The organism is Telluria sp. AIW5, assembly GCF_056680575.1.
In genome coordinates, this window is the sequence record NZ_CM155289.1 from 4,590,754 (window position 1) to 4,615,525 (window position 24,772).

The following is a 24,772-nucleotide window of genomic DNA, read 5'->3' on the forward strand; positions in this document are numbered from 1 at the left end:
CATGTTCTCATTCCCACCCACGAAGGAACGGCGCTCGCGCGGGTCGCGCCTCGCCCGCTGGCTCGGACGCGGCCTCGACACCCATATCTCGCTGCCCCTGTTCGCCGGCCTGCTCGTCATCGGCCTGTGGATCCTGACCCTGCGCGTGATCGACGCCGACCATGCCGCCGCCGCGAGCGCGGTGCAAGCGGCCACGCTCGAGCGCGTCGAAACCTATGAAGCGCAGATGGCGCGCAGCCTGTACGGCATCGACCAGACCCTGAAGGTGCTCAAGTACGCGGTCGAACTGAACGGCACCGCGGGCGCCCTGCCGGCCCTGCGCGCACAGGGCCTGCTGCCGCCCGGCCTGGTGTTCGTGGTCGAAGTCGCCGATCGCGAAGGCCGTATTGCCGCCACCAATCCGGACGACGACGCGCAGGACGTCTCGGGTACCGCCTTTTTCCTTTACCACCGCAACAATGACCTCGGCCTGCCTTTCGTCAGCGCGACCATGGCCGACAGTCCCAAACGCGAACCGCACCTGCACTTCACGCGCCGCATCAACGACCGCGCCGGGAAGTTCGCGGGCGTCGCGATCGTGGAAGCCGACCCATCCTATTTCACCAGCGCCTACGAGCGTTCGCGCGACGGCGAGCACGGCATGCTGGGCCTGGCCGGCCTCGATGGCCTGATGCGCGCCCTGCGCGTCGGCGACAGCGTGACCTGGGGCCAGCGCATCGAACTCGGCACCGCCGCCGGCGGCGCCGTCACGCTGCACAAGGGACCGGACGGTATTGTCCGCTACACCAGCGTGCAGCGCCTGCACGGCTTCCCGCTGGCGATCGTGGTCGGCCTGTCGCGCGACGAGCAGTTCGCGCCCTTCGTCGAAAAACGCCGGACTTACCTGCTTGCCGCCGGCGGCGCCAGCGCGCTGCTGCTGCTGGTGGTGGCCATGATCTCGGGCTGGGCCTGGCAACTGGCCCGGGTGCGCCGGCGCGCGCGCCGCGCCCAGGAAACCTATGCGGCCGCCTCCGAAGGCAGCCTGGACGCTTTCTTCGTGCTGCGCTGCGTGCGCGGCCCCGGCGGGATCGTACTGGACTTCATGGTGGAGGCGACCAACTCGCGCGCCGAAGACATCATGGGCCTGCCGCGCGACACGATGAGCGGCATGCGCGTGTGCGAGATGCTGCCGACGCTCCGCGACAACGGCATCTTCGACGACATCGCGCTCGTGGCGCTCGACGGCGCGCCGCGCGAAGGCGAATGGCAGGCGTCCTCGCGCCCGGCCAGCGGCCGCTGGCTGCACCGCCAGGTTGTCGCGGTCGAGGACGGCGTGGTCGTCATCGTGCGCGACATCAGCGAGCGCAAGCAGGTCGAGGAACGCATCTTCCACCTGGCGCACCACGATGAGCTGACCGGCCTGCCGAACCGGAACCTGATGCGCAACCGGATCGAACAGGCGATCAGCAATGCCGCGCGCCAGGGCAGCGCAGTGGCGCTCGCGTTCGTCGACCTGGACGGCTTCAAGCTGGTCAACGATGGTCTCGGCCACCAGGCCGGCGACGAGCTGCTCAAGGTGGTCAGCAAGCGCATGGGTGCCTGCCTGCGCCGCAACGACACGCTGGCGCGCTTTGGCGGCGACGAATTCGTGATCCTGCTGCCGGACCAGGGCCACGACCCGCAGGCGCTCGCGCCGCTGCTGGAAAAGATCCGGATCGCCGTCACCGAGGAAGTCGCGGTGTCGGGCCAGGCGGTGCAGGTCAGCTGCAGCATGGGCGTGGTGATGTACCCGCGCGACGGGCTTGACGCCAACGCCCTGCTGATGAACGCCGACGCGGCCATGTACCGCGCCAAGGACCTGGGCAGCAACAACTTCCAGTTCTACGCACGCGAGATGAATGCCAGCGTCGAGGAAAAGCTGGTCCTGCTCGACGGCCTGCGCGGCGCTGTTCAGGCGACCATCGAGGGCGCTGTCGACAACGGCTTCCGGCTGCTGTACCAGCCGAAAGTCGACCTGCGTACCGGGCGCGTGTTCGGCGTCGAGGCCCTGATCCGCTGGCAGCATCCGGAGCACGGCATGGTGCCGCCGCAGCGCTTCATCGGCCTGGCCGAAGAAAGCGGTTTGATCGTCGAGATCGGCGACTGGGTGGTGCGCGAAGCCTGCCGCCAGGCGCGCGCCTGGGTCGACGCCGGCCTGCCGCAGATGACGATGTCGGTGAACGTCTCGGCGCGCCAGTTCGAGGAAGCGCGCCTGGTCGAGCGCGTCGCCACGGCCCTGCGCGACACGCGCCTGGCGCCGGAACTGCTGGAACTCGAAGTGACGGAAAGCCTGATCATGCGCGACCTCTCGCGGTCGGTGGCCAGGATGCGCGAGCTGGAGGCGATGGGCGTGTCGCTGTCGATCGACGACTTCGGCACCGGTTACTCGAGTTTGTCGTCGCTGAAGACCTTCCCGATCAGCCGCCTGAAGATCGACAAGAGTTTTGTCAGCGAACTGGCCGACAACCCGGACGACCAGGCGATCGCCATGGCCGTGATCTCGCTCGGCCACAAGCTGAACCTGCGCGTGATCGCCGAGGGCGTCGAGACCGAGCAGCAGCGCGCTTTCCTGCGCGAGAACGAGTGCGACGAGATGCAGGGGTATTTGTTCAGCAAGCCGATAACGGCGGATGCGATCGTCGACATGCTGGAAGCGTATGCGCTGGAGTTGGCGACCGCATAACGCAGGGTGGGCATGCCCACGCGGACGTTTTCGTCATGTTGACAGTCCATCAAACCCGACGCGCTATCGCGGATCATCCGCACACGTTTCCATGATGCGAACGGCGCGTGCGGAATCCCGCCAACACAATGCCCACGTCCGCGTGGGCATGCCCACCCTACGAAACCTCGCGTAATCGTTTCACCAACGCGTGCGCATCCGCGTCCACCTGCATCAGCCCGGCATGCCCCGGCCTGACGAACCCCTCCTCCTGCTGGTGCCGCACGAAGCCCATCAAGCCATCGTAAAACCCGTCCACATTGAGCAGCCCGATCGGCTTGGCATGAATCCCCAGCTGCGCCCAGGTCACCATCTCGAACAGTTCCTCCAGCGTGCCGAAACCGCCCGGCATCGCGATAAAACCCTCGGACAGCTCGGCCATCATCGCTTTGCGCTCGTGCATGTCCTTCACCACGAACAGCCGCGTCAGGCCGGCGTGCCCGACTTCGCGCTCGACCAGCGCGCGCGGGATGACGCCGGTCGCCTCGCCGCCAAGCCGCAACACCTCGTCCGCGATCACGCCCATCAGACCGACCTTGCCGCCGCCGTAGACGAGGGCGATGTTGTGCTCGACCAGCACGCGCGCCAGGCTGCGCGCGGCGTCGGCATACTGGGGCTTGGCGCCGTTGGAGGCGCCGCAGTAGACAGCAATCGATTTCATGAGTTCTCGCTAATCAGGACGGGTCCCTGCCCTCGCCGGGCAGTTTTTTGAGGTATTCCTCGGCCAGCTTCTCGAACAGCAGCCGCGTGTCGCCGCGCAGGTAGGGCCCCAGCATCGACAGCACCTGGTAGCAGCCGCGCGCCAGCGCGTCGGCGATGGCCTGCTGCTCGCTGTACTTGCGCGGGTTGCGCACGTATTCGTAGGACAGCCAATAGGTCGCCACCACCACCATGTTGGTCGCCATCGCGCCGATCTGCTGGTCGCCCGCTTCGAGCGAATTTTCGCTGCGCAGGTCTTCGCACAGCTGGCGCGCGACCTTGATCTTGTGGGCGAGGATGGCCTTGAAGTGGAGTTCGAGCTTGCGGTTACGCGACAGCAGGTCGTTCAGGTCGCGGTAGAAGAAGCGGTAGCGCCAGATCAGTTCGAACATCAGGTGCAGGTAGAGCCAGACGTCTTCCATGTTCGAACGCCGGCCCGCCGGCACCGTCAGGATGCGCTCGATCTCGGCCTCGAACTGCACGAAGATCGAGTTGACGATGTCGTCCTTGTTGCGGAAATGGTAGTACAGGTTGCCGGGCGAGATATTCATCTCCTCGGCAATGACGGTCGTCGTGATGTTCGGCTCGCCGAACTCGTTGAACAGCCTGAGCGAGAGCTCGAGGATGCGTTCGCGGGTGCGGCGTGGAGCTTTCTGTAGCATGGATGGCGGTCTGATTGGTGTCGTCCGCAAGCATATCATCGAACCGCAGCTCGACGACACTGCGGCCGGGCTTGCAGCTCACTCGGCGGCCCTGGGTTTCGCCGTGGCGCGCTTCGTGGCGCTCCCCTTCGCTGCGCCCGTTTTTGCGGCCGCCTTCTTCGAGGCCGGCGCCGCTGCCTTTTTCGCGGCACGGTGCATCTGCTCGCCCGCCAGCTCGGCCAGCATCCGCTCCAGCTCCTCGATGCGGTGGTTCAGCGCCTCCATCTCGCTGCGCGCCGGCACGCCGATGGTAGCCAGCGCGCGCGCCACGCGCTCCTCGAACACCTGTTCCAGCTTGCCCCAGGTGCCGGACGCGCGGCGGCTGGAACGCTCGGCCTTGCGCGCCACGGTGTCGGTCGCATCCTCGACCTGGCGCGCGCGCTTCTGCAGCTCGCTGCCGTCGCGCACCAGGCGCGTAAATTCACGTCCACCCGCGCGCCCGCCCTCCTGCTGCTGGGCCTTGGCGAAAGCGCCGAGACCCGCCTGCCAGATCTGCTGGGCCGAGCTGCGCACCGCGCGCGACAGCTCTTCTTCTTCCTGCTCGAGTTCCCTGATATTTTTCGTCATCGCTTCCTCATGCCGCTTCCTCATCGTCCCAAACCCATTCGGGGTCTGCACGATCCAACCTGCATTCTAAACGCCGTGCACCCGCTGCGCGCCAAAGCCTTCATGCAGCAGCGCCAGCAGCGCGTCCATGCGCCAGGGCTTGGGCTGGAAGGCGTCCGCGTCGCCGCCGGCGAGCGAGGCCGCGATCGCCGGGTCGTCGCGCGCACCGGACAGCAGGATGCGAAAGCTGGCCGGCTGCAGGCGCCGCGCCTGCGCCAGCAGTTCGGCGCCGCTCATCTCCGGCATCAGGTGATCGCTGACGATGACGGCGACGGGCTCGCGCGCCAGCACGCCGAGCGCGGCACGCCCGGAATCGGCCGTCTCCACGCGCCAGCCCTGCCCCGCCACGGCGTCGGCCAGCACCTCCAGCATGAAGGGGTCGTCGTCGACCAGCAGCAGGACCGGGGGCTCCAGCGTATCGTGGGGCTCCGCAGGCAGCGCCAGCGCATCCAGCGCCGCCATCACGGTATCGAGCACGCGGTCGTTGCAGCCCAGTGCCACGTGCCCGACGCCGCCCAGCGCGATATTGCGCGCGCCCTCCAGCACGCTCGAGGTTTGCGGCGCGACGATGTTGTCGTGGTGGCTGAAGATCGAGGTGACCAGCGCGCGCCGGCCGGCGTCTTCGCTGGCGGCGAGTTCGCGCAGCCAGTCGCTGGTGCGCCGCATCTGGACCGCGTTGGCGCCGGGGCCGAAGTCCGCGAGGCGCGTGCCGTGGTGCGGCGTGCCGAGCGTGACCAGGCGCGCGACGCGCGCGCTGCCGTGCGCGCGCATCCAGGCGCGCGCCACCAGCCCGCCCATGCTGTGGGCCACGATGGCGACCTGCGGCGCGCCGGTCGCCGCGCACAAGTCTTCGACCGCCCTTTCCAGCGCCGGCACGTAGTCGTCGATGGCGCCGCCCATCGGTTCGAGGTCGACGCTGGCATGGCTGATGCCGTTGCGGTCCAGGCGCGGCATGAGGTAGCTCCAGTAGCCGCTGTTGCAGCCATAGCCATGCACCAGCAGTACCGGCACCGCGGTCGAATCGGGATGGATGCTGCGGCAGGCCGCTGCGCGCGGCATCAGCCAGGAGGTGCACAGGATGCTTGTCCTGAACTCCTCGCCGAGCAGGTGCAGGCGAGCCCCCAGGGTGAGGCGGAAGTCGGCCGGCGTCGGGCTGGCGAAGCAGGCGCTGAGGACAAAGTTGTTCATGTTGATCGCCAGCCGCAGCAACATGACGCAGCCCAGGCCCAGCGCCAGCGCGGCGGCCGGCGCCAGGCCGCGCCAGTGCCAGCCGGCCAGCGCGATGGCGGTCGCGCTGGCCAGCTGCAGGACCAGCAGGCCCCGCGTCATCTGGCGCGCATTGATGTTCATGCCACGACCCGCGGCGCCGGCTTGCCGGTCAGCGTGTGCGCCAGGCCGCTCGCCAGGCGTGCGGTGATGCCGTAGATCGACAGCTGCGGATTGGCGCCGATCGAGGTCGGGAACAGCGAGCCGTCGTGCACGGACAGGTTCGACAATTCCCGGTAGCGCCCGTCGGGGGCGACCACGCCGCGTTGCGCATCGCCCGCCATCGTGCAGCCGCCCATCACGTGGGCCGAGGCGACGCGCGTCATGTGCAGGCGTTGCGGCAGCGCCGCGATCTCGCGCTTCGCTTCCGCCCAACTGGCGTAGGAGCGCGCGGTTTCGTGCGCCGGCTGCACGGCGCTGGCGCCGGCGGCGAACTGGATTTCGGCCATCGTCAGCAAGGCGCGGCGCGCGCCGTCCCAGAGGAAGTCGTTCAATGGATAGTCGAGCACCCCTGCCCCATCCTTCAGCCGCACGGCGCCGCCCGGCGACTCGGCGTGGAAGCCGTCGCGCAGCAGCGCCAGCATGCCGCTTATGTGCGGGAACTGGCGCATGATCGCGGCATGCTGCTGCCCGAAACCGTTCAGGGTCGTCGACAGCAGCACCGGATGCAGCGGCGGGGCTTCGAGCTTGTAGCCGATCGGGCCGTCGATGGCAGCCGTGTGCAGGAAGTGGTCGGAATACACCGTCTGCGGCGCGCCCGCGTAGGCGTCGACGCGCTGCGGGAAGATACCGGCCGAGATCAGTGTCGGATGGAGGAAAGTGCGTTTGCCCAGCAGGCCGTGCGGGTCCGGCGCGCCGGATCGCAACAGCAGGGCCGGCGAATTGATCGCCCCGCCGGCCACGACGAAGTGCTTCGCGCGCAGGCGCAGCACGCGGCCGGTCGGCGCCACGCCATCAAGACCCAGGGCGCTGCACAGCAACTCGTCGGCGCGTTCGCCGCGCAGCACGAAGCGCTCGGCGCGCGCGCGCGTGACCAGGGTCGCGCCATGGTCGAGGGCCGAGGGAATCGTCGTCACCAGCATGGACTGCTTGGCGTTCGTCGGGCAGCCCATGCCGCAATAGCCCAGGTTCCAGCAGCCGTTGACGTTGCGGCGGATGAAGCCCGGCTGGATGCCGAGCTTCTCCAGACCGCGTCTCAACAGATCGTTGTTTTCGTTGGGCGGCGCCTGCCAGTCGCCCACGTGCAGGCGCGCTTCCATCATCGCGAACCAGGGGGCGAGCGTGTCGCTGTCGTAGCCGGCGATGCCGAACCGGTCGCGCCAGTAGTCGAGGGTCGGCACGGGCGTGCGAAAGCTCGAGGTCCAGTTGACGGTGGTCGAGCCGCCGACAGTGCGTCCCTGCAGGATCTTGACGCCCTTGTCCAGCGTCTGGCGCGCGGCCGACTCCTGGTACAGGGACGGATAGGCATCGGCTTCGCGCATCTTGAAGTCGTTTGAAGAACGCAGCGCGCCTTCCTCCACGATCAGCACCTTCAGGCCAGCCAGCGCCAGGATCTCGGCCGTCACGCCGCCGCCGGCGCCGCTGCCAACGATGACGACGTCGGCTTCCAGGGTGCGGTCGGCCTCGAGGCTGGCTGCGTCGACGATCTTCCAGCCGCGCGCGATACCGGCCTTGATCGGGTCCGGGACGAGGCCCTGCGCAGGTTTTACGGGAATGGTTTTGTCGCTCATCTCAGGACAGTTCCTTCAGCGGGCCGGGATAGCCGATCGCAGCCCAGTTGGCCGGCTGCGCATACCAGGCGCCGAGCGACAGGTCGTGCAGGGCGCCGTAGGCGGTGCGCAGCAGGGCGAAACGGTGCAGGCGCCAGTCCTGCAGGAAGGCCGTCACCTCGGCTTCTTTGGCATTCGCCCAGCCGCCGGACACACCGGTCAGCAGGCGCCGCGCGGGCGCCAGGGCGAGCAGGCCGAACAGGTCCTGCACTTCCTTTTGCACGGACAGCGGCAGGTTCGAGATGGCTGTATGCACGCCCTCGACCGTGTTGGCGATCGCCGCCTTCCGTTCGTTTTGCTCGCCCGGCAGTGCGCCCGCCAGCATGGCCGGCACGATGGCGCCGAGCGCGGCGCGCGCCTCGCCGTCGAGGACGAAACCCTGCGGACGCGGCGTGTGCACGGCGCGGTAAATGCCGCCGCCCGCGGCCAGCACGAGCGCACCGAGGGCGCCGGCTTTCAGGAAGGATCTGCGGTTTGTCTCCATCTGGCATCCTTGTTGTTTTTCGTAGTGTACCGAAAGAAGAATCGTTCACCTAAGCAGCAGATTAGACGAAGTCGTCTAGCCGCAAACACCCGCGATGATTGACCAGTCGACGGAAACGCTGCCCTCCCCTTTCGCTCAATTCTACAACGCAGAAAAGATGACTATTTGTAAGATTGATCTACGCCAATTTTATTGCTGCGTGTTTCGCATACGTTCGTGAGATACGCCAGCACCGCCAGGCACCGGGAACCTCGATGACGCTCTATTCGCTCAAACCACAATTCCAGAGCCTGCTTCGCCCGCTCGTGCCGCTGGCTCGCCGCTGTGGCGCGACGCCGAACAGCATCACGGTAGCTGCTCTTCTTCTGTCGCTCGTATACGGGTTCTGGATGGTGGCCTCCAGGAGTCCGGCGCCTTATCTCCTGCTCCCAGGCTTCCTTTTCCTGCGGATGGCACTCAATGCGCTCGATGGCATGCTGGCCCGTGATTTTCAACTGCAAAGCGCACTCGGTGCGATCCTGAATGAAGTGAGCGATGTCGTGTCCGACATCGCCTTGTACCTGCCATTTGCCTTCGTGGCCGGGGTCAGGTCCATCGATGTGCTGATCGTCGTGTTCCTTGCGATGATGAGCGAATTCGTCGGGGTGCTCGGGCATGCCACCGGGACCGGGCGCCGGCAGGAGGGACCGCTTGGAAAGAGCGACAGGTCCGCCCTGTTCGGGATACTGGGATTCCTGATCGGCGCGGGAAGCGCCATCCTGCCACTCGTCGACACCATCCTGGACCTGGCCGCAGTCCTGCTCGCCCTTACCATCTTCCGGCGCGTGCGCAGTGCGGCCGCATTCGCGCGCACGGCGGACTAACCCGATGCAGCAAATCGGCGCCAGTCCGCTCAGCCTCGGTTTCGTTGCGCTGTTCGTCGTCCTCGCTGTGGCGTCGGCGATCACGGCTGTCCTGATCCGCTTGTATCCGGCAAAATCCTTCGTCGAACTGAAACTGCGCGTCCAGACCTGGTGGTGGCTGGTGGGACTGCTCCTCCTGGCGCTCAGCGTCGACCAGAAACTGGCCCTCGCCATCTTCGCTGTTGTGACCTTTCTCGCGCTGCGAGAGTTTTTGTCGATGGTCCCGACACGCAAGGGCGATCATTGGGTACTGCTGCTCGCCTATGCCCTCGTTCCACTCCAGTACACATGGACAGGGCTCGGCTATTACCAGGTATTTCTCACATTTATTCCACTGTGGACCATGCTGGCGGTACCGCTGCATCTCGTCCTGCTGGGCGACCCGAGAGGTTTCCTGCGCGCAGCCAGCACATTGCAATGGGGCCTGATGACGATTGTCTTCGGCATCAGCCACGCGGCCTGCCTGTTGACCTTGCCACAGGCGGCCGGCAGTCAGGCGAGCGGCGAGATGCTGGTGTTCTACCTGCTCGTGCTGACCCAGCTGAACGATGTCGCGCAGTACCTGTGGGGAAAAGCCTGCGGAAAGCGCCGCGCGGCGCCGCAGGTCAGCCCCGGCAAGACCGTCGAAGGCATACTTGGCGGCGTCGCGACGACCACCGCGCTCGCCTGGCTGTTGGCGCCGTCGCTCACGCCGATGAACGGCCTCCACGCCTGCGTCAGCGGATTGCTGGTCGGCCTCGCCGGATTCATCGGCGACATCGTCATCTCCGCGGTCAAGCGCGATATGGGCGTCAAGGATAGCGGCAGCCTGTTGCCTGGCCACGGCGGCATGCTGGACCGGCTCGACTCGCTGACCTTTACCGCCCCCGTGTTTTTCCACTACCTCCATTACTTTTATTACTAGGGTCATCCATGCGACGCCTGCTAGCGAGTGCCCTGCGCGTGATGTTTGTATTGATGGCTGCCTATCCCGTCGTGCTGCTGTGGCTCGGCCTGAGGGTGCGTCATGCCGGGCGCCTGCCGCTGGCGGGGCCCGCGATCGTCGCTGCGAATCACAACAGCCATTTCGATACTCTCGTCCTGTTGTCGCTCTTCCCGCTGACCCGCATCGCCGACGTACATCCGGTCGCGGCGGCAGACTACTTCCTCGCCAATCGATGGCTCAGATGGTTTTCCCTTCGCCTGGTCGGCATCGTGCCGGTCAGGCGAAGCAGTGGCTCAGGAGCACAGGATCCGCTCGAGGAGTGCTACCGCGCCCTCGACGCGGGCAAGGTGCTCGTGCTCTTCCCGGAGGGCACGCGCGGCGAGCCGGAGCAGATGGCGAAACTGAAATCTGGTATCTGGCACTTGGCCAGCCGGTTTCCGCAGGTACCGGTCGTCCCCGTATTCATGTATGGCGCGGGAAAGTCGATGCCGAAAGGACGCGTGTTTCCACTGCCCTTCGTCGTCAAAGTCACCGTCGGGCGCGCCCTGCACGGCAACCTGGACAAGAGCGAATTCCTGGCGCTCCTGAGCCAGCGCTTGCACCGCCTGCGGGCGAACACCCTTTCAACCCACGAGCACGAAAGCCTATGAACGCACGAGTACACGGGGCGCGCCCCTTCCTGGAAGCCGGGTTCGAAAGCAGCGATGGAACGCGGCTGTTCTATCGCTACTGGCCCAGCTCACAACAAGCATGCCGGGGCGCCCTGGTGCTGTTCCACCGGGGGCATGAACATGGGGGCCGCATGGCACACCTGGCCGACGAGCTCGACATGGCGGATTACGCCATCTTTGCCTGGGACGCGCGCGGACTCGGCCGTTCGAGCGGAGAACGCGGATACGCCGATAACTTCAGTACGCTCGTCAAGGACGTCGACGCGTTCATTCGCCATATCGCCGGCACGTACGGGGTCGGCGTCGAGAACATGGCCGTCATCGCACAGAGCGTGGGGGCAGTTGCCGTTGCCGCCTGGGCCCACGATTTTGCGCCGCGAATCCGCTGCATGGTATTGGCATCTCCTGCCTTCAAGGTCAAGCTGTACGTCCCTTTTGCACGTCCATGCCTCGCCTTGCTCAGCAGGTTCCGCAAGAAATTTTTTGTCAATTCCTACGTCAAACCACGATTCCTCACGCACGATCCCGAACGCATCGCCTCCTATCAGGCCGACCCACTCATCACACGTCCTATTGCGGTCAATGTCCTGCTAGGCCTGTATTCGACTGCCGAACGCATTGTCGCCGACGCAGCCACGATCACGGTTCCGACGCAATTACTCATTTCTGGCGCGGACTTCGTTGTCCACCACGCGCCGCAGCATGCGTTCATGCGCAAGCTTGGCAGCGCGGACAAGGAAGTCCACGTGCTGGACGGCTTTTATCACGACACGCTCGGCGAGCTGGAGCGTGCGCAGGCAGTCACCAAGGTCCGAGCATTTGTTACCCGACAATTTGCAGCATCGGCACGTCCGCTGGACTTGGCGAACGCGGACAAAGGTGGTTTTACAAGGACTGAATTCGATCGGCTCAACTGTGCACCCCGCTCGCCGGCGGCCCGTGCATATTGGCGCATGGCCCGGTTCTCGATTGGCTTGGGAGGGAAATTTTCTGCCGGAATCGCCCTCGGCATCAAAACCGGTTTCGATTCGGGAAGCACGCTCGACTACGTCTACTGCAATCGTGCAACTGGCTTGCCCCTGCTGGGCAAGCTCATCGACCGCATCTATCTCGACAGCATTGGGTGGCGCGGTATCCGGCTGCGCAAGACCCACATCGAGGACTTGATTGCCAGCGCCGTAGCCAGGCTCGTGACGCAGGGCACGCCGGTGCGTGTGCTGGACATTGCCGCGGGGCATGGCCGCTACCTGCTGGAAACGCTCGCCCCTTTACGCAAGCACGTGGAGCGCATCACGCTGCGCGACTATGACGCGGGCAGTATCGAGGGCGCGCAGCGGATGGTTCAACAGTTGGGTTTGCAAGACGTGGCGCAGGTCGTTCAGGGCGATGCCTGCGACGAGGCGGCGTTCGCCGCCATCGAGCCTCGTCCTACCCTTGCAGTCGTCTCCGGGCTCTACGAACTCTTTCCCGACAACGGCCCGGTGCGCAGTTCGCTGGCAGGGGTTGCCGCTTGCATGGATGAAGGCAGTTATCTGGTTTATACCGGGCAACCCTGGCATCCACAGCTGGAAATGATCGCGCGCTCGCTGACCAGTCACCGCAAGGGTCAACCGTGGGTCATGAGACGGCGGACCCAGGGGGAAATCGATCAACTGGTCACGCAAGCGGGTTTCGAAAAAATCGACCAGCTGGTTGACGAATGGGGCATCTTCACCGTCTCCGTGTGCCGCCGCACTGCCCGGCGGACCTGATGCGGCTGGCCGCTGTCGCCCAGACCGCGCCCCTGCGGAAAAGCAGCGGGCGATTGCTGCGCGCACGCGCCGTGCGTTGGCTACTGATCCTCGGACCGGTTTTTTTCCTTACCTACGGTATGGCGGCGCACTGGACCTCCACGCTGCCGCAGGTACCTTCGTTTGCTTTTGCCTGGGAGAGGAAGATACCGTTCATCGAATGGACGATCATCCCGTATATGTCCATCGACGCGTTCTATGTTGCCTCACTGTTCCTTTGCACGAAACGCTCCGAGCTCGACATCCACGGCAAACGCTTGCTCTGCGCTACGCTCGTGTCGGTTGTGTGCTTTCTCCTGTTTCCGCTGCGCTTTGACACGATACGCCCGCCCAGCACAGGCCTGTGCGGCGCACTGTTCGCGATCCTGTCCAGTGCCGATCCGCCCTTCAACCAGGCGCCCTCCCTGCACGTCAGCCTGTTGCTGCTCTTGTGGTTCGTGTACGCGCGCCATCTGAACGGGCGGGCGAAATGCGCGATGCACCTGTGGTTTGCCCTGATCGGACTCTCGGCACTCACGACTTTTCAACACCGCATCATCGACTGCATCGGCGGCATCGTCGTCGCAATCATGTGCGTGTACGTATTTCCAGCCAAGCCATACTGGGCACGGGGGGCGTGCTCCACCGATCCCGCCCGGGTCAAGCTTGCCGGCATTTACGGCGCAACTGCATGTACGCTTGCTGCGTTCGCGATCCTGATTGGGGATTGGGCATGGGTGCTCCTGTGGCCTGCGCTTTCCCTGGGGTTGGTTTCCCTGGCCTACGCAGGAATCGGTCCCGCAATTTTTCAGAAAAGCGGCGGAGGCACGGCATGGGCGGCGAGTTTACTATTGTTTCCGTACCAGACCGGAGCCTGGTTAAGTTCGCGCTGGCTGACGCGTGGCGCCGCACCTGGCGCGCAAGTCGTCCCGGGGCTCTGGATCGCCCGCGCTCCTGGCCGCAAGGATCTGGAACAACTGCAGGTGTGCGCGGTCCTTGACCTGACAGCAGAGTTCATCGCGAGGCCCCAGTCACGCCGGCTGCGCTACCGAAACGTGCCCATGCTCGACCTCCTCGCACCGCCGCTCTCGGGACTCGAGGAGGCGACGCGGGCCCTCGACGAGTTGTATGCTGGCGGTCCGGTGCTGGTGCATTGCGCGCTTGGATACGCGCGCAGCGCACTCGTTATTGCGGCCTGGTTGAGTCGGTGCGGGTTCGCAAGCTCGCGCGACGATGCAGTCATGCTGGTCAAGGCCGCGCAGCCACGGGTGGTGTTGTCGCCAGCCGCAATGGCGGCACTCGACCGATACATCCTCGCGACCAGGGCACGGGCATCAGCGGAGTAGTAGAGGTACCGTTTTAGCGTGTTGACGATGGCATCTGGACACCATACAGAATCATGCATGAGCGCTTGGGATGCAAACAATATTTGCATCGGGAGCCAGGGATGCAAAGTTCTTTGCACGGTGCCCGGGCAGCGGCAGACCAGCACAAGGTCCGTTCAGGCGCCTGCACAGTTGCGTCCAGCCTTCTCAGCGGAGCGCCGGCTTAAGTACTCGACCAGAAATAAATGTGAATTTTGGCAAACAGAACCGGATGCGGTGCAAGGCGGCGAGTGCGCCGCAGTGCGAGCACTGCAAGCACGAGCCAACGCAGCAACGCGCCGGTTCTGGCAGCCAAAAACACATTTCTTTCTGGCCGAGTACTTAGTACCATAGCGCCATTCAGCTCGACTACGAAAGACTGCCATGACCCTCACCTCCCTCTCCCGCGCCGTTTGCCTGGCCCTGTTTGCCGCCGCCTGCACCCTGCCGGTCCAGGCCGCCAGTACCGCCGCTTCTTCCGCTTCCAGCGCGGGTTCGGCCTCGTCGGGCAGCGTGTCCGATTCGATCGGCGCGTCGAGCAACAGCTCGGGCGACGACAAACGCGTGGCCGCCGGCCAGTACCGCGTGATCGACATCGCCGCCGCACCGGGCAAGCGGGACACCACGCGCATGACCCTGCACGCATCCGCCGCCGGCGCCACCCGCGAGTTCTATCTCGACGTGCCGAACCGCGCCCTGGCGCAGCGCGACGTGGCCAAAGGTGAACTGGTCCAGGTCAACGAGCGGGAATACGGCTACGAGTTCGCACACGCGGACACGAAGCAATCCTTCTTCCTCGCACTGGAAGACAGCTGGTACCGCGAACTGGGCTCGCAAAAAGTCGCGATCTGATGCGTCAACCGCTGCCGCTGCCGCTGCGGCTGGGCCTGGCCGCGTTGGCGCTCTGTGCCGGCGGCAGCGCCTGGGCCGGCATCCCGACCTTCTGCGAGCGCGCCAACGAGGTCACCGCTGCCGACCAGGACCGTGTGCTGCGTTTTGCCGGCGTCGTCAAGCGTGAGCTGGAACACGCCGGCGGCAAGGTCGCGCTGGTCTCGCGCGCCGGGCTCGACCTGAGCCGCTTCGGCCTGCTGTACTCGCACTCCGGCATTGCGCTCAAGGACAATCCCGGCAGCCCGTGGGCCGTGCGCCAGCTCTATTACGCCTGCGACGAATCGCGCCCGCGCCTGTTCGACCAGGGCATCGCCGGCTTCGCGCTCGGGGCCGACGCCCCAAAGCGCGGCCACATGTCGCTGGTATTCCTGCCCGATGAAGACGGCGCGCTGCTCGAACGCGCGGCCCTCGACAAGCCGCTCGCCCTCTCTCTCCTGGCCGGCCAGTACAGCGCGAATGCCTATGCCTTCGGCACGCGCTACCAGAACTGCAATCAATGGGTGGCGGAGCTCCTCGCCAGCGCCTGGGGCCACCTGGGCGGCACGGCCGATGCACGTGTGCAGGCCCAATCCTGGCTGCGCGCGCAGGGTTATACGGCCGGTCCGGTGAAGGTGCCTTCGCGCGCCATGATGTTCGGCGGCCAGTTCGTGCCGCTCATACACGTGGACGACCATCCGCTGGACGACATCTACGCGCTGGCGCTGCAGGTCAGCGTGCCGGAATCGATCGAGGCCTTCGTGCGGCGCCGCCTGCCTGGCGCGCGGCGGGTGGAGATGTGCCATGACAGGGAACGCATCGTCGTGCGCCGGGGGTGGGCGCCGCTGGGAGCGGAGTGCCGCCCGATGCCGGGCGACGAGGTGATCGCCCTTGAGCCAGATCAAGGTACAGCGCAAGCTGCCCAAGGCTGAGGAAACGCGAGGCCGACCTTAACAAAATTTTCACGTCGACGGCCGCAGGCTGGTGTTTTCCTTGTGAAGGACGACGCCATGAACGAACTCGAAAAGAAATACGTCGACGCGCACATCAGCCAGCACAACGCCGGCTGGACGTTCGAGAATATCAGCGCCAGCTTCGACGAACACATCCTCAAATCGATCCCCCTGTACCGCGAAGGGCATCAGCTCGTTTGCTACTACAGCGATTTCTTCCTCAAGCCGGACAGCGTCGTGTATGACATCGGCTGCTCGACCGGCACCATGCTGGCGCAGCTGGCGGAACGCCATCCGTCCAAACAGCAATTGCAGCTGATCGGCATCGATTGCGTGCCGGACATGATCGAGCGCGCGAGCCGCCTGGCCGAGCGCGATCCGCGTTTGTCCTTCATCGAGGGCGACGTCCTCGATATCGATTTCAAGCCCTGCGACATGATCATCGCCAACTACACGATCCAGTTCCTGCCACCCCGGGTCCGGCAAGTGCTGGTCGACCAGGTCTATCGGGCATTGAACTGGGGCGGCGCCTTCTTCATGTTCGAAAAGGTGCGCGCGCCCGATGGCCGATTCCAGGATTACGCCAGCCAGGTGTATGTCGAATACAAACTGGACAAGGGTTTTACCGAAGCGGAAGTGCTGAACAAGTCGCGTAGCATCAAGGGCGTGATGGAGCCGTTTTCCAGCCAGGGCAATGCCGACATGCTGGGGCGCGCGGGCTTCACGGATCTCATGACCGTCCATAAATATGTATGCTTTGAAGGTTTTCTCGCAATCAAATGAGCAAACTAAATATACGCGTCGGGAACTTCCTCTTCCGCTACCGCAACGGCCTCGGCCCGGTCCTCTTCATCCTGGCGCTGCTCGGGGGCCGCCCTACCTTCCCGGCGGGAAGCCCCGATTTGAACCTGCTGCTCGACTGTGCGGGGATCGCCCTGGCCCTGGCGGGCCAGTTGCTGCGTATCGTGACCATCGGTTTCGAATACATCGAACGCGGCGGGCGCAACCGACAGGTGTATGCGAGCAAGCTCGTACAGGGCGGCGTCTTCGCGCAATGCCGTAACCCGCTGTACGTCGGCAACGTGCTGCTGGCCGCGGGATTGGCGCTGGTCGTCAATTCGCTGGTGTTCTACCTGCTCGTGCTGCCCCTGGTGACCTACGCCTATGTTGCCATCGTCGCGGCCGAAGAAGCCTTCCTGCGCGAGAAATTCGGCGCGCAATATGTGCAGTACTGCCGGCGCGTCGCCAGGTGGGTGCCGCGCCTGCGCGGCTGGCGTGCGGCGGTGGCAGGCATGCGCTTCAACTGGCGCCGCGTGCTGGTGAAGGAGTACAACACCATGTTCGTTGTGCTCCTGGCCCTGGCGGCCGTCAAGCTGTGGGCCGACTACCAGGTGATCGGGCCACCTGCCCTGCCCGCGCCGGAAGCCATGGCGACGGCGTTCGTCATCTGGCTGGGCAGCTATCTCGCGGTGCGGACGGCGAAAAAGACCGGCTACGTCAAGCCGTAAGGGAGCCGTTCAACGCTTCCGCACCTGCCTTGCAGTCCCGCGCCGGTTATTCCTGGCTGAGCGGATCGACACCTCCCTGCGGCGGCGCCGACCGCCACCGGGCGCCGAAGCGCGCGCCATGGCACCATAGGGCCTGCCCACACACCACAGGAGAGCGTAAATGGACCAGGAAACGACGCCGGACGGCGCCTTGCATGTATTCGACGCGGCCACGGCCCTCGCACCAACTGGCGCCGGCGCCGGCAGCTTCAGCGGCCAGACCCATCCCGCATACGGCAACATGGTCGGGCCCTTCGGCGGCGTGATCGGCGCGACCCTGCTCAACGCCGTCCTGTGCCACCCGGCCCTGCTGGGTGAACCGGTGTCGCTGACCGTGCATTTCGCCGCCCCCATCGCCGATGGCGGCTTCTCGGTCGAGGCCAGGGCCGTACGCACCAACCGCACGACCCAGCACTGGCATGTCGAGCTGATCCAGGACGCACAGGTCGCCGCGTTTGCCACCGCCGTCACCGCGCTGCCGCGCGCCACCTGGGAGGCGCAGGATGCCGTATTTCCCAGCGTGCCGGCGGCCCGCGAACGCGAGCGCGCGCCGGCGATTGCGCGGGCAGCCTGGACCGGCGCCTACGAGATGCGCTTCATCGACGGCATTCCCGGCGCGCCGGGCAGCGATGCGCTGGCGTCGGAGAGCCGGCTCTGGATCCGCGACGCGCCGCCGCGGCCGCTCGACTACCTGGCGCTGGCGGCCATCTGCGACGCATTCTTCCCCCGCATTTTCGTGCGCCGGCCGAAATGGGTCCCGGTGGGCACGGTCGCGCTGACCACGTATTTCCATGCCGATGCCGCGGCACTGGCGGCGCAAGGAACGGCCCACCTGCTCGGCAGCGCCAGGGCCCAACGCTTCGGCAAGGGCTTCTTCGACCAAAGCGCCGAAGTCTGGAGCGCATCCGGCGAACTGCTGGCGACGAGCCACCAGGTGGTCTATTTCAAGGAATAGGCCGGGGAGCGCATGTGCCCTGGCGCCGGATCACAAGTCAGAGGTGCACCGGCGCCATCAACATAGTATGTTTGAACATCAAATCGGGGGAAATCGTCAGCGCTTCAGGATCTGGCGCGCAATTCCGCGCAAGATATTGACCTCTTCGGTTTCGAGCTGCGTGCGCGAAAACAGTCGCTTGAGGCGCGGCATCAGCTTTTTCGGATTGTCCGCATTCAGGAAGCCGATCGACACCAGCGCCTCTTCCAGGTGCGCATACATGCCCTCGATCTCGGTCAGGCTGGCGGCGTCGCCGTGGAATCCGACCGGCGTGTCAGGCACCTCATCGGCGATCGCCGCCATCCGGCATTCGTAGGCCAGCACCTGCGCCGCCTGCGACAAATTCAGCGAGGAATAGGCTGGATTGGCGGGAATATTGATCAGCACATTGCACTTCTCGACGATCTGGTTCGGCAGGCCGACGCGTTCGTTGCCGAAGATGAGCGCGGCCTTCACCTCGCCCTGGCCGGCAGCGTGGCCGGCGAAGGACCGCGGCGTCCACACCGGCGGCGAAAATTCGCGCAGGCGGGCCGAGACGGCGGCGGCGAAATTGCAGCCTTCCAAAGCCTCGCCGATGCTGCCGACGATGCGTGCGTTCTGCAATACGTCGATCGCGCCGCTGGCAAAGGCGACCGCTTCCGGGTCATTCAGGGGATCGGCGCAGCGCGGCGCGACGAGGACGAGTTCCGTAAAACCCATGGTCTTCATGGCACGTGCGACCGAACCGATATTGCCGGCGCGGCTGGTCTCGACGAGAACGAAACGTAGCCCATGAGGCAGGCGATTGAAAAGAGACGTGTCGGAATTTGGCGGGTTCATTTAAAATAGCGCTATCGCGCGGCGACGAGCAATTGAATTTCTGGCATCAAGGGCCGGAATTTTAACGGGTTCGGCGCCGCTTTGCTCTTTAATTCAATCCATACTCGACCGTCCATGGTGCTTCACGCCCCGTGGGCGTCAGCGTTTTTTTCAGGGAAAAAGCACAATGCATCCAATGCTCAATACGGCCATCAAGGCCGCTCGCCGCGCCGCCACCGTCATCAACCGCGCGTCTTTCGACATCGACCGTATCGTGGTCTCTGAAAAACAACACAACGATTTCGTCACCGATGTCGACCAGGCGTCGGAACAGGCAATCGTGGAAACGCTGCTGAAAGCCTACCCCGACCACGCCATCCTTGCCGAAGAGTCGGGCGCGTCGCGCAACCTGAACGACGACAGCGAGTATGTCTGGATTATCGACCCGATCGACGGCACCACCAATTTCATGCACGGCTACCCGAACTTCTGCATCTCGATCGCGCTGCAGCACAAGGGCGTGATCACCCAGGCCGTCATCTATGACCCGGTCCGCAACGACCTGTTCACCGCCAGCAAGGGCGCCGGCTCCTACCTGAACGACAAGCGCATCCGCGTCAAGAACCACGACCGCATCGGCAAGGCACTGATCGCCGCCGGCCACGGCCCCGACCCGCGCGCGCTGGCGGAATACCTGCGCATGTACGAAGTCGTCGCTTCGCGCTGCCATGGCGTGCGCAGCAGCGGTTCGGCCGCGCTGGAACTGGCCAACGTCGCCGCCGGCCGCGTCGACGCCTTCTTCGAGAAGGGCCTGAAAATCTGGGATATCGCAGCCGGTTCGCTGCTGGTGACGGAAGCGGGCGGCATCTGCGGCGAGTTCAACGGCGAGTCCTCGTACCTGAACAAGGGCGACATCATGGCCGCCGGCCCGAAGGTATTCGCACAGATGGTCCCGCTGATGGTCCCGTTCGCGTAATTCGCGTAAAATAGCGGTCTTGCTCGCCACCGTGACCCGCAGTGCACACGGTGGCAGCCCCTCACCCCAGCATTTCCACTGCGCAACAAAATCACTATAATGCTCCGGCTCGACGGCTGACCGCGCTTTTGCGTGGCCCCGACGCCCTGCACCTCTTCCGCTCCTGGCGCCGCTTGCGCCGCGGCGGATCAACCTCACCAGAAGAGTCTATGTCATTTGCTACCCTCGGCTTGTCCGACGCTATCGTTCGTGCTGTCACTGAACAAGGCTATACCACGCCTACCCCGATCCAGGCGCAAGCCATTCCCGCCGTGCTCGGCGGCGGTGACCTGCTCGCCGGCGCCCAGACCGGCACCGGCAAGACCGCCGGCTTCACCCTGCCGCTGCTGCAGCGCCTGTCGACCGACGCGGTCGGCGCAGCCCAGAAAAGTAAAAACTCGCCGCGCGCCATCCGCGCCCTGGTCCTGACCCCGACCCGCGAACTCGCGGCTCAGGTCGAGGAAAGCGTGCGCCTGTACGGCAAGTACACCAACATGAATTCGGCCGTGATTTTTGGCGGCGTCGGCATCAACCCGCAGATCAAGCTGTTGAAGCAAGGCGTCGACGTCCTCGTCGCCACCCCTGGCCGCCTGCTCGACCACGTCGGCCAGCGCACGGTCGACCTGTCGAAAGTCGAAATCCTGATCCTCGACGAAGCCGACCGCATGCTCGACATGGGCTTCATCCACGACATCAAGAAAGTGCTGGCCGTGCTGCCGCCGAAGCGCCAGAACCTGCTGTTCTCGGCCACCTTCTCGGACGAGATCAAGGCCCTGGCCGACAAGCTGCTGAACAACCCTGCCTCAATCGAAGTCGCACGCCGCAACTCGACCGTGGAAGTGATCTCGCAAAAGATCCACCCGGTCGACCGCGACAAGAAGCACCCGATGCTGTCGCACCTGATCAAGGAAAACGACTGGAGCCAGGTGCTGGTGTTTACGCGCACCAAGCACGGCGCCAACAAGCTGGTCGAACAGCTCGGCAAGGACGGCATCGGCGCGATGGCGATCCACGGCAACAAGAGCCAGACCGCCCGTACCAAGGCCCTGGCCGAGTTCAAGGACGGCAGCCTGCAGGTGCTGGTCGCAACCGATATCGCCGCGCGCGGCATCGACATCGACCAGCTGCCGCACGTGGTCAACTATGACCTGCCGAACGTGCCGGAAGACTATGTCCACCGCATCGGCCGTACCGGCCGCGCCGGCGCCACCGGCGAAGCCGTGTCGCTGGTCTGCGTCGACGAGCACCAGATGCTGAAAGACATCGAGAAGCTGATCAAGCAGACGCTGCCGCGTCACGTGATCCCGGGCTTCGAGCCGGACATGAACGCCAAGGCCCAGCCGATCCAGCTGCGCAGCGGCGCGCCGGGCCATGGCGGCCGTGGCGGCCGTCCGGGTGGTGGTGGCCGCGGCCAGGGCCAGCCTCGCAGCGCGGCGCCTGCCGCCGGTGCGCGTCCGGCCGGCAATGGCGGTGGCCGTCCGGCTGCCGCCGGCGGCGGCGCTGGCCGTGGCGGCAATGGCAATGGCCCGCGTTCGGCGTCCGCGCCGCGCACGGGCGGCCGCGGCCGCTAAGCCGTCACGCAGGTGAATGGAAAACAGCCCGGCTTGCCGGGCTGTTTTTATTTGTGCTGACCTGTAGGGTGGGCGGCTCCACGCCACTGCCTGCGCATACGCTGCGGATGCGCCGCCCACGCGTTCAACCGGCTCCGGAAACCTCGCGCCATGTCACACGTGCGTTGAACGCGTGGGCGGCGCAGACGTCGCCAATGATCGAACACCCGGGTGGAGCCGCCCACCCTACGTCGCCCGCACGATTGGGCGTCCCCGGCGCGCCGATCGACACGGTGCTACGATAACGGGCTGACAACATTCGAGACCGCCATGCCCAAATTCGCCGCCAACCTGAGCACGCTCTTCACCGAGCTCAGCTTTCTCGACCGTTTCGCCGCGGCGCGCGAGGCCGGCTTCGATGCCGTCGAATTCCTGTTCCCGTATGCCTGCGAACCGGAATGGATCGCCGGCCGCCTGGCGCGCTACCACCTCGAGCTCGTGCTGCACAATTTCCCGCCCGGCGACTGGGCGGCGGGCGACCGCGGCATGGCTTGCGATCCGCGCCGTATCGGCGAGTTCCAGGACAGCGTCGAACTGGCCCTCGATTACGCAGAAGAACTCGGCGTCAAGCAACTCCACTGCATGGCGGGCAAGCTGCCGCCCAACGTGCCGCGCGAGCGCGCCCACGCCACGTATGTGTCGAACCTGCGCTTCGCGGCAGCGGCCTTGAAAGAAAAAGGCGTGAACCTGTTGATCGAACCGATCAACGACCGCGACATGCCGGGCTATTTCCTCACCGGCTCGCGCCAGGCCGCCGCCATCATTGCCGAGTGCGCCGTGGACAACCTGTTCCTGCAGTTCGACATCTATCACATGCAGCGCATGGAAGGCGACCTGGGCAACAGCCTGCGCGAACTGCTGCCCGTGATCCGCCACATCCAGCTGGCCGACGTCCCGGGCCGGCACGAGCCCGGCACGGGCGAAATCAATTTCCATTACCTGTTCCGCCTGCTTGACGAGCTGGGCTACGAGGGCTGGATCGGCTGCGAATACAACCCGGCCGCGGGGACGCTCGAGGGGCTCGGCTGGCGCGGCGCCCCGGCCACGGCGGCCCTGGGCTAGACAGGCTGCGCCAGCTGGGGCACCATTGTTTCCTTACCAATAAGGAGAACATCATGATCCAGGGACTGCGCACCGTCATCTATCCGGTCACGCAACTGTTGGAGGCGACCGACTGGTACCGCCGCGTGCTCGATAAAGCGCCCTATTTCGAGCAGCCCTTCTATGTCGGCTTCGAGGTCGGCGGCTTTGAACTGGGCCTGGTGCCCGATGGCGTGCCCGGGAGTGCCGGCGCGACGGCCTACTGGGGCACGGCCGACGCCGCAGCCGAACTGGCGCGGCTGGAATCGCTCGGCGCGACGGTCGAGTCTGCGCTCGCGGATGTCGGCGACGGCATCAAGGTCGCGACTGTGCGCGATCCGTACGGCAACCTGTTCGGAATCATCGAAAATCCCCACTTCGACGCGGCCAACGTCGCTTGATTAGTTGATCCAATGCAACGTCGCCGCGCGCGGCGTTCGCCAGAATAGGGTCTTTCCGTCCGGCATCATTGCCGCTTCGAGAGGACCCAATGAGAACATTCCGCCTTGCCCTCGCCATCTGCCTGTTCGGCCTGAACCTGCTGCTGGCCGGCTGCGCCTCCACCGGCGGGCCCGTCAGCCTGCAGGAAGTGCGCGAATTCGCGGATGCTTCGGCCAGGCTCGGCGGCTATTCCGAGCTGTCGCGCCGCTACCGCGATACCTATGAGCGCGAACAGCCGTACCTGCCCGCCTCGAGCGACAAACTGGCGCGCGAAAACGACGCCAAGCGGCGCGCCGTGTATGAAGATTTCGTCAGCGTGCAAAAGGCCGTCGTGCTCTACATGCAGACGCTCAGCCTGCTCGCCGGCGACACGCGCTACGACCTGACCGAGCGCATCGACGACCTCGGGAACGGCCTGAAAGCCAATACCGAATCGGGCTTGCAGCAGCGCCATATCGCCGCCTATACGGGCCTCACCCGCCTGCTGACGCGGGTGATCGCTTCCGGCTACCAGAACCGCAGCGTCGAGACCATGGTGCGCGACGGCGACGCCGACGTCCAGACCCTGCTCGAAACGATGATCTCGCTCACCCGCCTGTATTACAAGACCAACGAGAACGAAAAGAAGACGATCCTCGGCATCTTCGACGTCGAGCTGCCGATCACGCGGGGCAGCAACGAACGCATGCTGGTGACCCTGGCCAAGGTGCATTACCTGAACAAGGCGAGCGAATACAAGCTGATCGACCGCCGCTACGACCTGGCCTTGCAGGGATTGACCAAGGTGGCGCTCGGGCACCAGAAGCTGCGCGAAAACCTGCACAAGCTGACGCAGGAAGACGTCAAGCGCCTGCTCGGCAATTATGGACGCGACCTGCGGGTGATCCACGAAGGCCTCGCGGCCAATTGATTTTTACGGAGGCAGCATGGGAAACGAAACGAAGGTAACGGTCGACCCGGCCGATGCGGCAATCGACGCCCTCGCCGGTGCGGTCGCCAGCGTGGCAACGGCGCAGCACCCCGCGAGTCCGGCGGAGTCGCCGGCGGCCACCACGGCAGGCAGCGGCGACGGCGCCGTCATCCGCTCGCCCGCCCCGGCCCCGGCCGGCGGCAACGGCGGCCTGGCCAGCGTGAAGCAGATCGTCGAGCTGGCCGACCAGCTATCGGCCTGCGCCGACCAGCTGCACGAGCGCATCATGCGCGACATCCGCGCCTATGACGGCGGCATCGTGCCGGCCCATGTGCAGGCGACTGCACGCGCCCTGCTGGAAGACGAGCTGTTGCTGCGCCAGCGCGCCAACGGCCTGTATGCCGATGCCGCGACCTATATCGTCAAGTCGCTCGGCAAGTCGCAGGAGGGAGTGGTGGCGCTCACGAGCGCGGCGGCGGAAAAGATCCGCAAGATCGCGCTGATCGGAGACGTGACGGGCCTGGTCGGGGGCCTGCTCAGCCTGGCTGGTGCGGCCGCCACCGGCCAGGCAGCACCGATCGTCCTTGCGCTCGGCAAGATCCACACGCACATCAAAGACATCGACACCCACCGCGCCGGCGCACCGAAGCCGGCCTGAGAG

At 65.4% G+C, this 24,772-nt stretch carries 24 protein-coding genes; 17 read left to right on the top strand and 7 right to left on the bottom strand.

Annotated features, from left to right (window positions below; translation table 11 throughout):
• Position 1 precedes the first annotated feature (1 nt).
• The gene (locus AC1MEM_RS20310) at positions 2-2,701 is read left to right on the top strand and encodes a bifunctional diguanylate cyclase/phosphodiesterase (RefSeq protein WP_499473587.1); all 2,700 of its coding nucleotides are present in this window, start codon (positions 2-4) and stop codon (positions 2,699-2,701) included.
• A gap of 157 nt (positions 2,702-2,858) precedes the next feature.
• Here the strand turns inward: AC1MEM_RS20310 and AC1MEM_RS20315 are convergent, their stop codons facing one another.
• From AC1MEM_RS20315 to AC1MEM_RS20340, 6 genes are all read right to left on the bottom strand, one after another.
• Entirely contained in the window at positions 2,859-3,401 is a 543-nt protein-coding gene (locus AC1MEM_RS20315; protein WP_499473589.1) for an LOG family protein, read from the bottom strand.
• 13 nt (positions 3,402-3,414) lie between these two features.
• Positions 3,415-4,101: a TetR/AcrR family transcriptional regulator gene (locus tag AC1MEM_RS20320; RefSeq protein ID WP_499473591.1), complete on the bottom strand. Its 687-nt coding sequence runs from the start codon at positions 4,099-4,101 to the stop codon at positions 3,415-3,417.
• A gap of 78 nt (positions 4,102-4,179) precedes the next feature.
• Positions 4,180-4,707: a phasin family protein gene (locus AC1MEM_RS20325; protein ID WP_499473593.1), complete on the bottom strand. Its 528-nt coding sequence runs from the start codon at positions 4,705-4,707 to the stop codon at positions 4,180-4,182.
• 66 nt (positions 4,708-4,773) lie between these two features.
• Positions 4,774-6,096: an alpha/beta fold hydrolase gene (locus AC1MEM_RS20330; RefSeq protein WP_499473595.1), complete on the bottom strand. Its 1,323-nt coding sequence runs from the start codon at positions 6,094-6,096 to the stop codon at positions 4,774-4,776.
• The gene (locus tag AC1MEM_RS20335) at positions 6,093-7,742 is read right to left on the bottom strand and encodes a GMC family oxidoreductase (protein ID WP_499473597.1); all 1,650 of its coding nucleotides are present in this window, start codon (positions 7,740-7,742) and stop codon (positions 6,093-6,095) included. The genes AC1MEM_RS20330 and AC1MEM_RS20335 overlap by 4 nt, the downstream gene beginning before the upstream one ends.
• A gap of 1 nt (position 7,743) precedes the next feature.
• Positions 7,744-8,265 carry a twin-arginine translocation signal domain-containing protein gene (locus AC1MEM_RS20340; protein ID WP_499473599.1) on the bottom strand — a complete coding sequence of 174 codons (522 nt, stop codon included), beginning with the start codon at positions 8,263-8,265 and terminating at the stop codon, positions 7,744-7,746.
• 254 nt (positions 8,266-8,519) lie between these two features.
• Between AC1MEM_RS20340 and AC1MEM_RS20345 the strand changes: the two genes are divergently transcribed.
• The 10 genes from AC1MEM_RS20345 to AC1MEM_RS20390 all read left to right on the top strand — a co-directional run bounded on the left by AC1MEM_RS20345 (position 8,520) and on the right by AC1MEM_RS20390 (position 18,218).
• A complete protein-coding gene (locus AC1MEM_RS20345; RefSeq protein ID WP_499473601.1) occupies positions 8,520-9,128 on the top strand; it encodes a CDP-alcohol phosphatidyltransferase family protein in 609 nt (202 codons plus the stop codon).
• Positions 9,129-9,132: 4 nt separating this feature from the next.
• Complete coding sequence (locus tag AC1MEM_RS20350) at positions 9,133-10,071, top strand: phosphatidate cytidylyltransferase (protein WP_499473602.1); 939 nt, start codon at positions 9,133-9,135, stop codon at positions 10,069-10,071.
• 8 nt (positions 10,072-10,079) lie between these two features.
• Complete coding sequence (locus AC1MEM_RS20355) at positions 10,080-10,742, top strand: lysophospholipid acyltransferase family protein (protein WP_499473604.1); 663 nt, start codon at positions 10,080-10,082, stop codon at positions 10,740-10,742.
• A complete protein-coding gene (locus tag AC1MEM_RS20360; protein ID WP_499473606.1) occupies positions 10,739-12,514 on the top strand; it encodes a bifunctional alpha/beta hydrolase/class I SAM-dependent methyltransferase in 1,776 nt (591 codons plus the stop codon). The genes AC1MEM_RS20355 and AC1MEM_RS20360 overlap by 4 nt, the downstream gene beginning before the upstream one ends.
• Complete coding sequence (locus AC1MEM_RS20365; RefSeq protein ID WP_499473608.1) at positions 12,514-13,878, top strand: dual specificity protein phosphatase family protein; 1,365 nt, start codon at positions 12,514-12,516, stop codon at positions 13,876-13,878. Before AC1MEM_RS20360 ends, AC1MEM_RS20365 begins: the two co-directional genes overlap by 1 nt.
• A 402-nt stretch (positions 13,879-14,280) precedes the next feature.
• Positions 14,281-14,748 carry a hypothetical protein gene (locus tag AC1MEM_RS20370; protein ID WP_499473610.1) on the top strand — a complete coding sequence of 156 codons (468 nt, stop codon included), beginning with the start codon at positions 14,281-14,283 and terminating at the stop codon, positions 14,746-14,748.
• Entirely contained in the window at positions 14,748-15,695 is a 948-nt protein-coding gene (locus AC1MEM_RS20375; RefSeq protein ID WP_499473612.1) for a DUF2145 domain-containing protein, read from the top strand. Before AC1MEM_RS20370 ends, AC1MEM_RS20375 begins: the two co-directional genes overlap by 1 nt.
• A gap of 78 nt (positions 15,696-15,773) precedes the next feature.
• Complete coding sequence (locus AC1MEM_RS20380) at positions 15,774-16,499, top strand: methyltransferase domain-containing protein (RefSeq protein WP_499473614.1); 726 nt, start codon at positions 15,774-15,776, stop codon at positions 16,497-16,499.
• Entirely contained in the window at positions 16,496-17,224 is a 729-nt protein-coding gene (locus AC1MEM_RS20385) for a methyltransferase family protein (RefSeq protein ID WP_499473616.1), read from the top strand. The genes AC1MEM_RS20380 and AC1MEM_RS20385 overlap by 4 nt, the downstream gene beginning before the upstream one ends.
• 160 nt (positions 17,225-17,384) lie before the next feature.
• Positions 17,385-18,218 carry an acyl-CoA thioesterase gene (locus AC1MEM_RS20390; RefSeq protein WP_499473618.1) on the top strand — a complete coding sequence of 278 codons (834 nt, stop codon included), beginning with the start codon at positions 17,385-17,387 and terminating at the stop codon, positions 18,216-18,218.
• A 96-nt stretch (positions 18,219-18,314) separates the two neighbouring features.
• On the opposite strand, the gene AC1MEM_RS20395 is transcribed toward AC1MEM_RS20390, so the two are convergent.
• Positions 18,315-19,076 (bottom strand): RNA methyltransferase, encoded by a 762-nt coding sequence (locus AC1MEM_RS20395; protein ID WP_499473620.1) that lies wholly within the window; start codon positions 19,074-19,076, stop codon positions 18,315-18,317.
• A gap of 175 nt (positions 19,077-19,251) precedes the next feature.
• On the opposite strand from AC1MEM_RS20395, the gene AC1MEM_RS20400 reads away from it, so the two are divergent.
• The 6 genes from AC1MEM_RS20400 to AC1MEM_RS20425 all read left to right on the top strand — a co-directional run bounded on the left by AC1MEM_RS20400 (position 19,252) and on the right by AC1MEM_RS20425 (position 24,769).
• A complete protein-coding gene (locus AC1MEM_RS20400; RefSeq protein ID WP_499477711.1) occupies positions 19,252-20,031 on the top strand; it encodes an inositol monophosphatase family protein in 780 nt (259 codons plus the stop codon).
• A 209-nt stretch (positions 20,032-20,240) separates the two neighbouring features.
• Positions 20,241-21,641, top strand: a complete 1,401-nt coding sequence (locus tag AC1MEM_RS20405; RefSeq protein ID WP_499473622.1) for a DEAD/DEAH box helicase — start codon at positions 20,241-20,243, stop codon at positions 21,639-21,641.
• A 309-nt stretch (positions 21,642-21,950) separates the two neighbouring features.
• Positions 21,951-22,742, top strand: coding sequence for a 2-oxo-tetronate isomerase (gene otnI / locus AC1MEM_RS20410; RefSeq protein ID WP_499473624.1), 792 nt, complete (start codon positions 21,951-21,953; stop codon positions 22,740-22,742).
• 53 nt (positions 22,743-22,795) lie between these two features.
• Entirely contained in the window at positions 22,796-23,161 is a 366-nt protein-coding gene (locus AC1MEM_RS20415) for a VOC family protein (protein WP_499473626.1), read from the top strand.
• A gap of 89 nt (positions 23,162-23,250) precedes the next feature.
• The gene (locus tag AC1MEM_RS20420) at positions 23,251-24,111 is read left to right on the top strand and encodes a hypothetical protein (protein ID WP_499473628.1); all 861 of its coding nucleotides are present in this window, start codon (positions 23,251-23,253) and stop codon (positions 24,109-24,111) included.
• Between the two features lie 16 nt (positions 24,112-24,127).
• Complete coding sequence (locus tag AC1MEM_RS20425; RefSeq protein WP_499473630.1) at positions 24,128-24,769, top strand: hypothetical protein; 642 nt, start codon at positions 24,128-24,130, stop codon at positions 24,767-24,769.
• Positions 24,770-24,772 lie beyond the last annotated feature (3 nt).

Bases quoted from the DNA above. Each gene is read 5' to 3' on its own strand.
- AC1MEM_RS20310 (WP_499473587.1), top strand. From the start codon at position 2: ATGTTCTCATTCCCACCCACGAAGGAACGGCGCTCGCGCGGGTCGCGC.
- AC1MEM_RS20315 (WP_499473589.1), bottom strand. From the start codon at position 3,401: ATGAAATCGATTGCTGTCTACTGCGGCGCCTCCAACGGCGCCAAGCCC.
- AC1MEM_RS20320 (WP_499473591.1), bottom strand. From the start codon at position 4,101: ATGCTACAGAAAGCTCCACGCCGCACCCGCGAACGCATCCTCGAGCTC.
- AC1MEM_RS20325 (WP_499473593.1), bottom strand. From the start codon at position 4,707: ATGACGAAAAATATCAGGGAACTCGAGCAGGAAGAAGAAGAGCTGTCG.
- AC1MEM_RS20330 (WP_499473595.1), bottom strand. From the start codon at position 6,096: ATGAACATCAATGCGCGCCAGATGACGCGGGGCCTGCTGGTCCTGCAG.
- AC1MEM_RS20335 (WP_499473597.1), bottom strand. From the start codon at position 7,742: ATGAGCGACAAAACCATTCCCGTAAAACCTGCGCAGGGCCTCGTCCCG.
- AC1MEM_RS20340 (WP_499473599.1), bottom strand. From the start codon at position 8,265: ATGGAGACAAACCGCAGATCCTTCCTGAAAGCCGGCGCCCTCGGTGCG.
- AC1MEM_RS20345 (WP_499473601.1), top strand. From the start codon at position 8,520: ATGACGCTCTATTCGCTCAAACCACAATTCCAGAGCCTGCTTCGCCCG.
- AC1MEM_RS20350 (WP_499473602.1), top strand. From the start codon at position 9,133: ATGCAGCAAATCGGCGCCAGTCCGCTCAGCCTCGGTTTCGTTGCGCTG.
- AC1MEM_RS20355 (WP_499473604.1), top strand. From the start codon at position 10,080: ATGCGACGCCTGCTAGCGAGTGCCCTGCGCGTGATGTTTGTATTGATG.
- AC1MEM_RS20360 (WP_499473606.1), top strand. From the start codon at position 10,739: ATGAACGCACGAGTACACGGGGCGCGCCCCTTCCTGGAAGCCGGGTTC.
- AC1MEM_RS20365 (WP_499473608.1), top strand. From the start codon at position 12,514: ATGCGGCTGGCCGCTGTCGCCCAGACCGCGCCCCTGCGGAAAAGCAGC.
- AC1MEM_RS20370 (WP_499473610.1), top strand. From the start codon at position 14,281: ATGACCCTCACCTCCCTCTCCCGCGCCGTTTGCCTGGCCCTGTTTGCC.
- AC1MEM_RS20375 (WP_499473612.1), top strand. From the start codon at position 14,748: ATGCGTCAACCGCTGCCGCTGCCGCTGCGGCTGGGCCTGGCCGCGTTG.
- AC1MEM_RS20380 (WP_499473614.1), top strand. From the start codon at position 15,774: ATGAACGAACTCGAAAAGAAATACGTCGACGCGCACATCAGCCAGCAC.
- AC1MEM_RS20385 (WP_499473616.1), top strand. From the start codon at position 16,496: ATGAGCAAACTAAATATACGCGTCGGGAACTTCCTCTTCCGCTACCGC.
- AC1MEM_RS20390 (WP_499473618.1), top strand. From the start codon at position 17,385: ATGGACCAGGAAACGACGCCGGACGGCGCCTTGCATGTATTCGACGCG.
- AC1MEM_RS20395 (WP_499473620.1), bottom strand. From the start codon at position 19,076: ATGAACCCGCCAAATTCCGACACGTCTCTTTTCAATCGCCTGCCTCAT.
- AC1MEM_RS20400 (WP_499477711.1), top strand. From the start codon at position 19,252: ATGCTCAATACGGCCATCAAGGCCGCTCGCCGCGCCGCCACCGTCATC.
- AC1MEM_RS20405 (WP_499473622.1), top strand. From the start codon at position 20,241: ATGTCATTTGCTACCCTCGGCTTGTCCGACGCTATCGTTCGTGCTGTC.
- otnI (WP_499473624.1), top strand. From the start codon at position 21,951: ATGCCCAAATTCGCCGCCAACCTGAGCACGCTCTTCACCGAGCTCAGC.
- AC1MEM_RS20415 (WP_499473626.1), top strand. From the start codon at position 22,796: ATGATCCAGGGACTGCGCACCGTCATCTATCCGGTCACGCAACTGTTG.
- AC1MEM_RS20420 (WP_499473628.1), top strand. From the start codon at position 23,251: ATGAGAACATTCCGCCTTGCCCTCGCCATCTGCCTGTTCGGCCTGAAC.
- AC1MEM_RS20425 (WP_499473630.1), top strand. From the start codon at position 24,128: ATGGGAAACGAAACGAAGGTAACGGTCGACCCGGCCGATGCGGCAATC.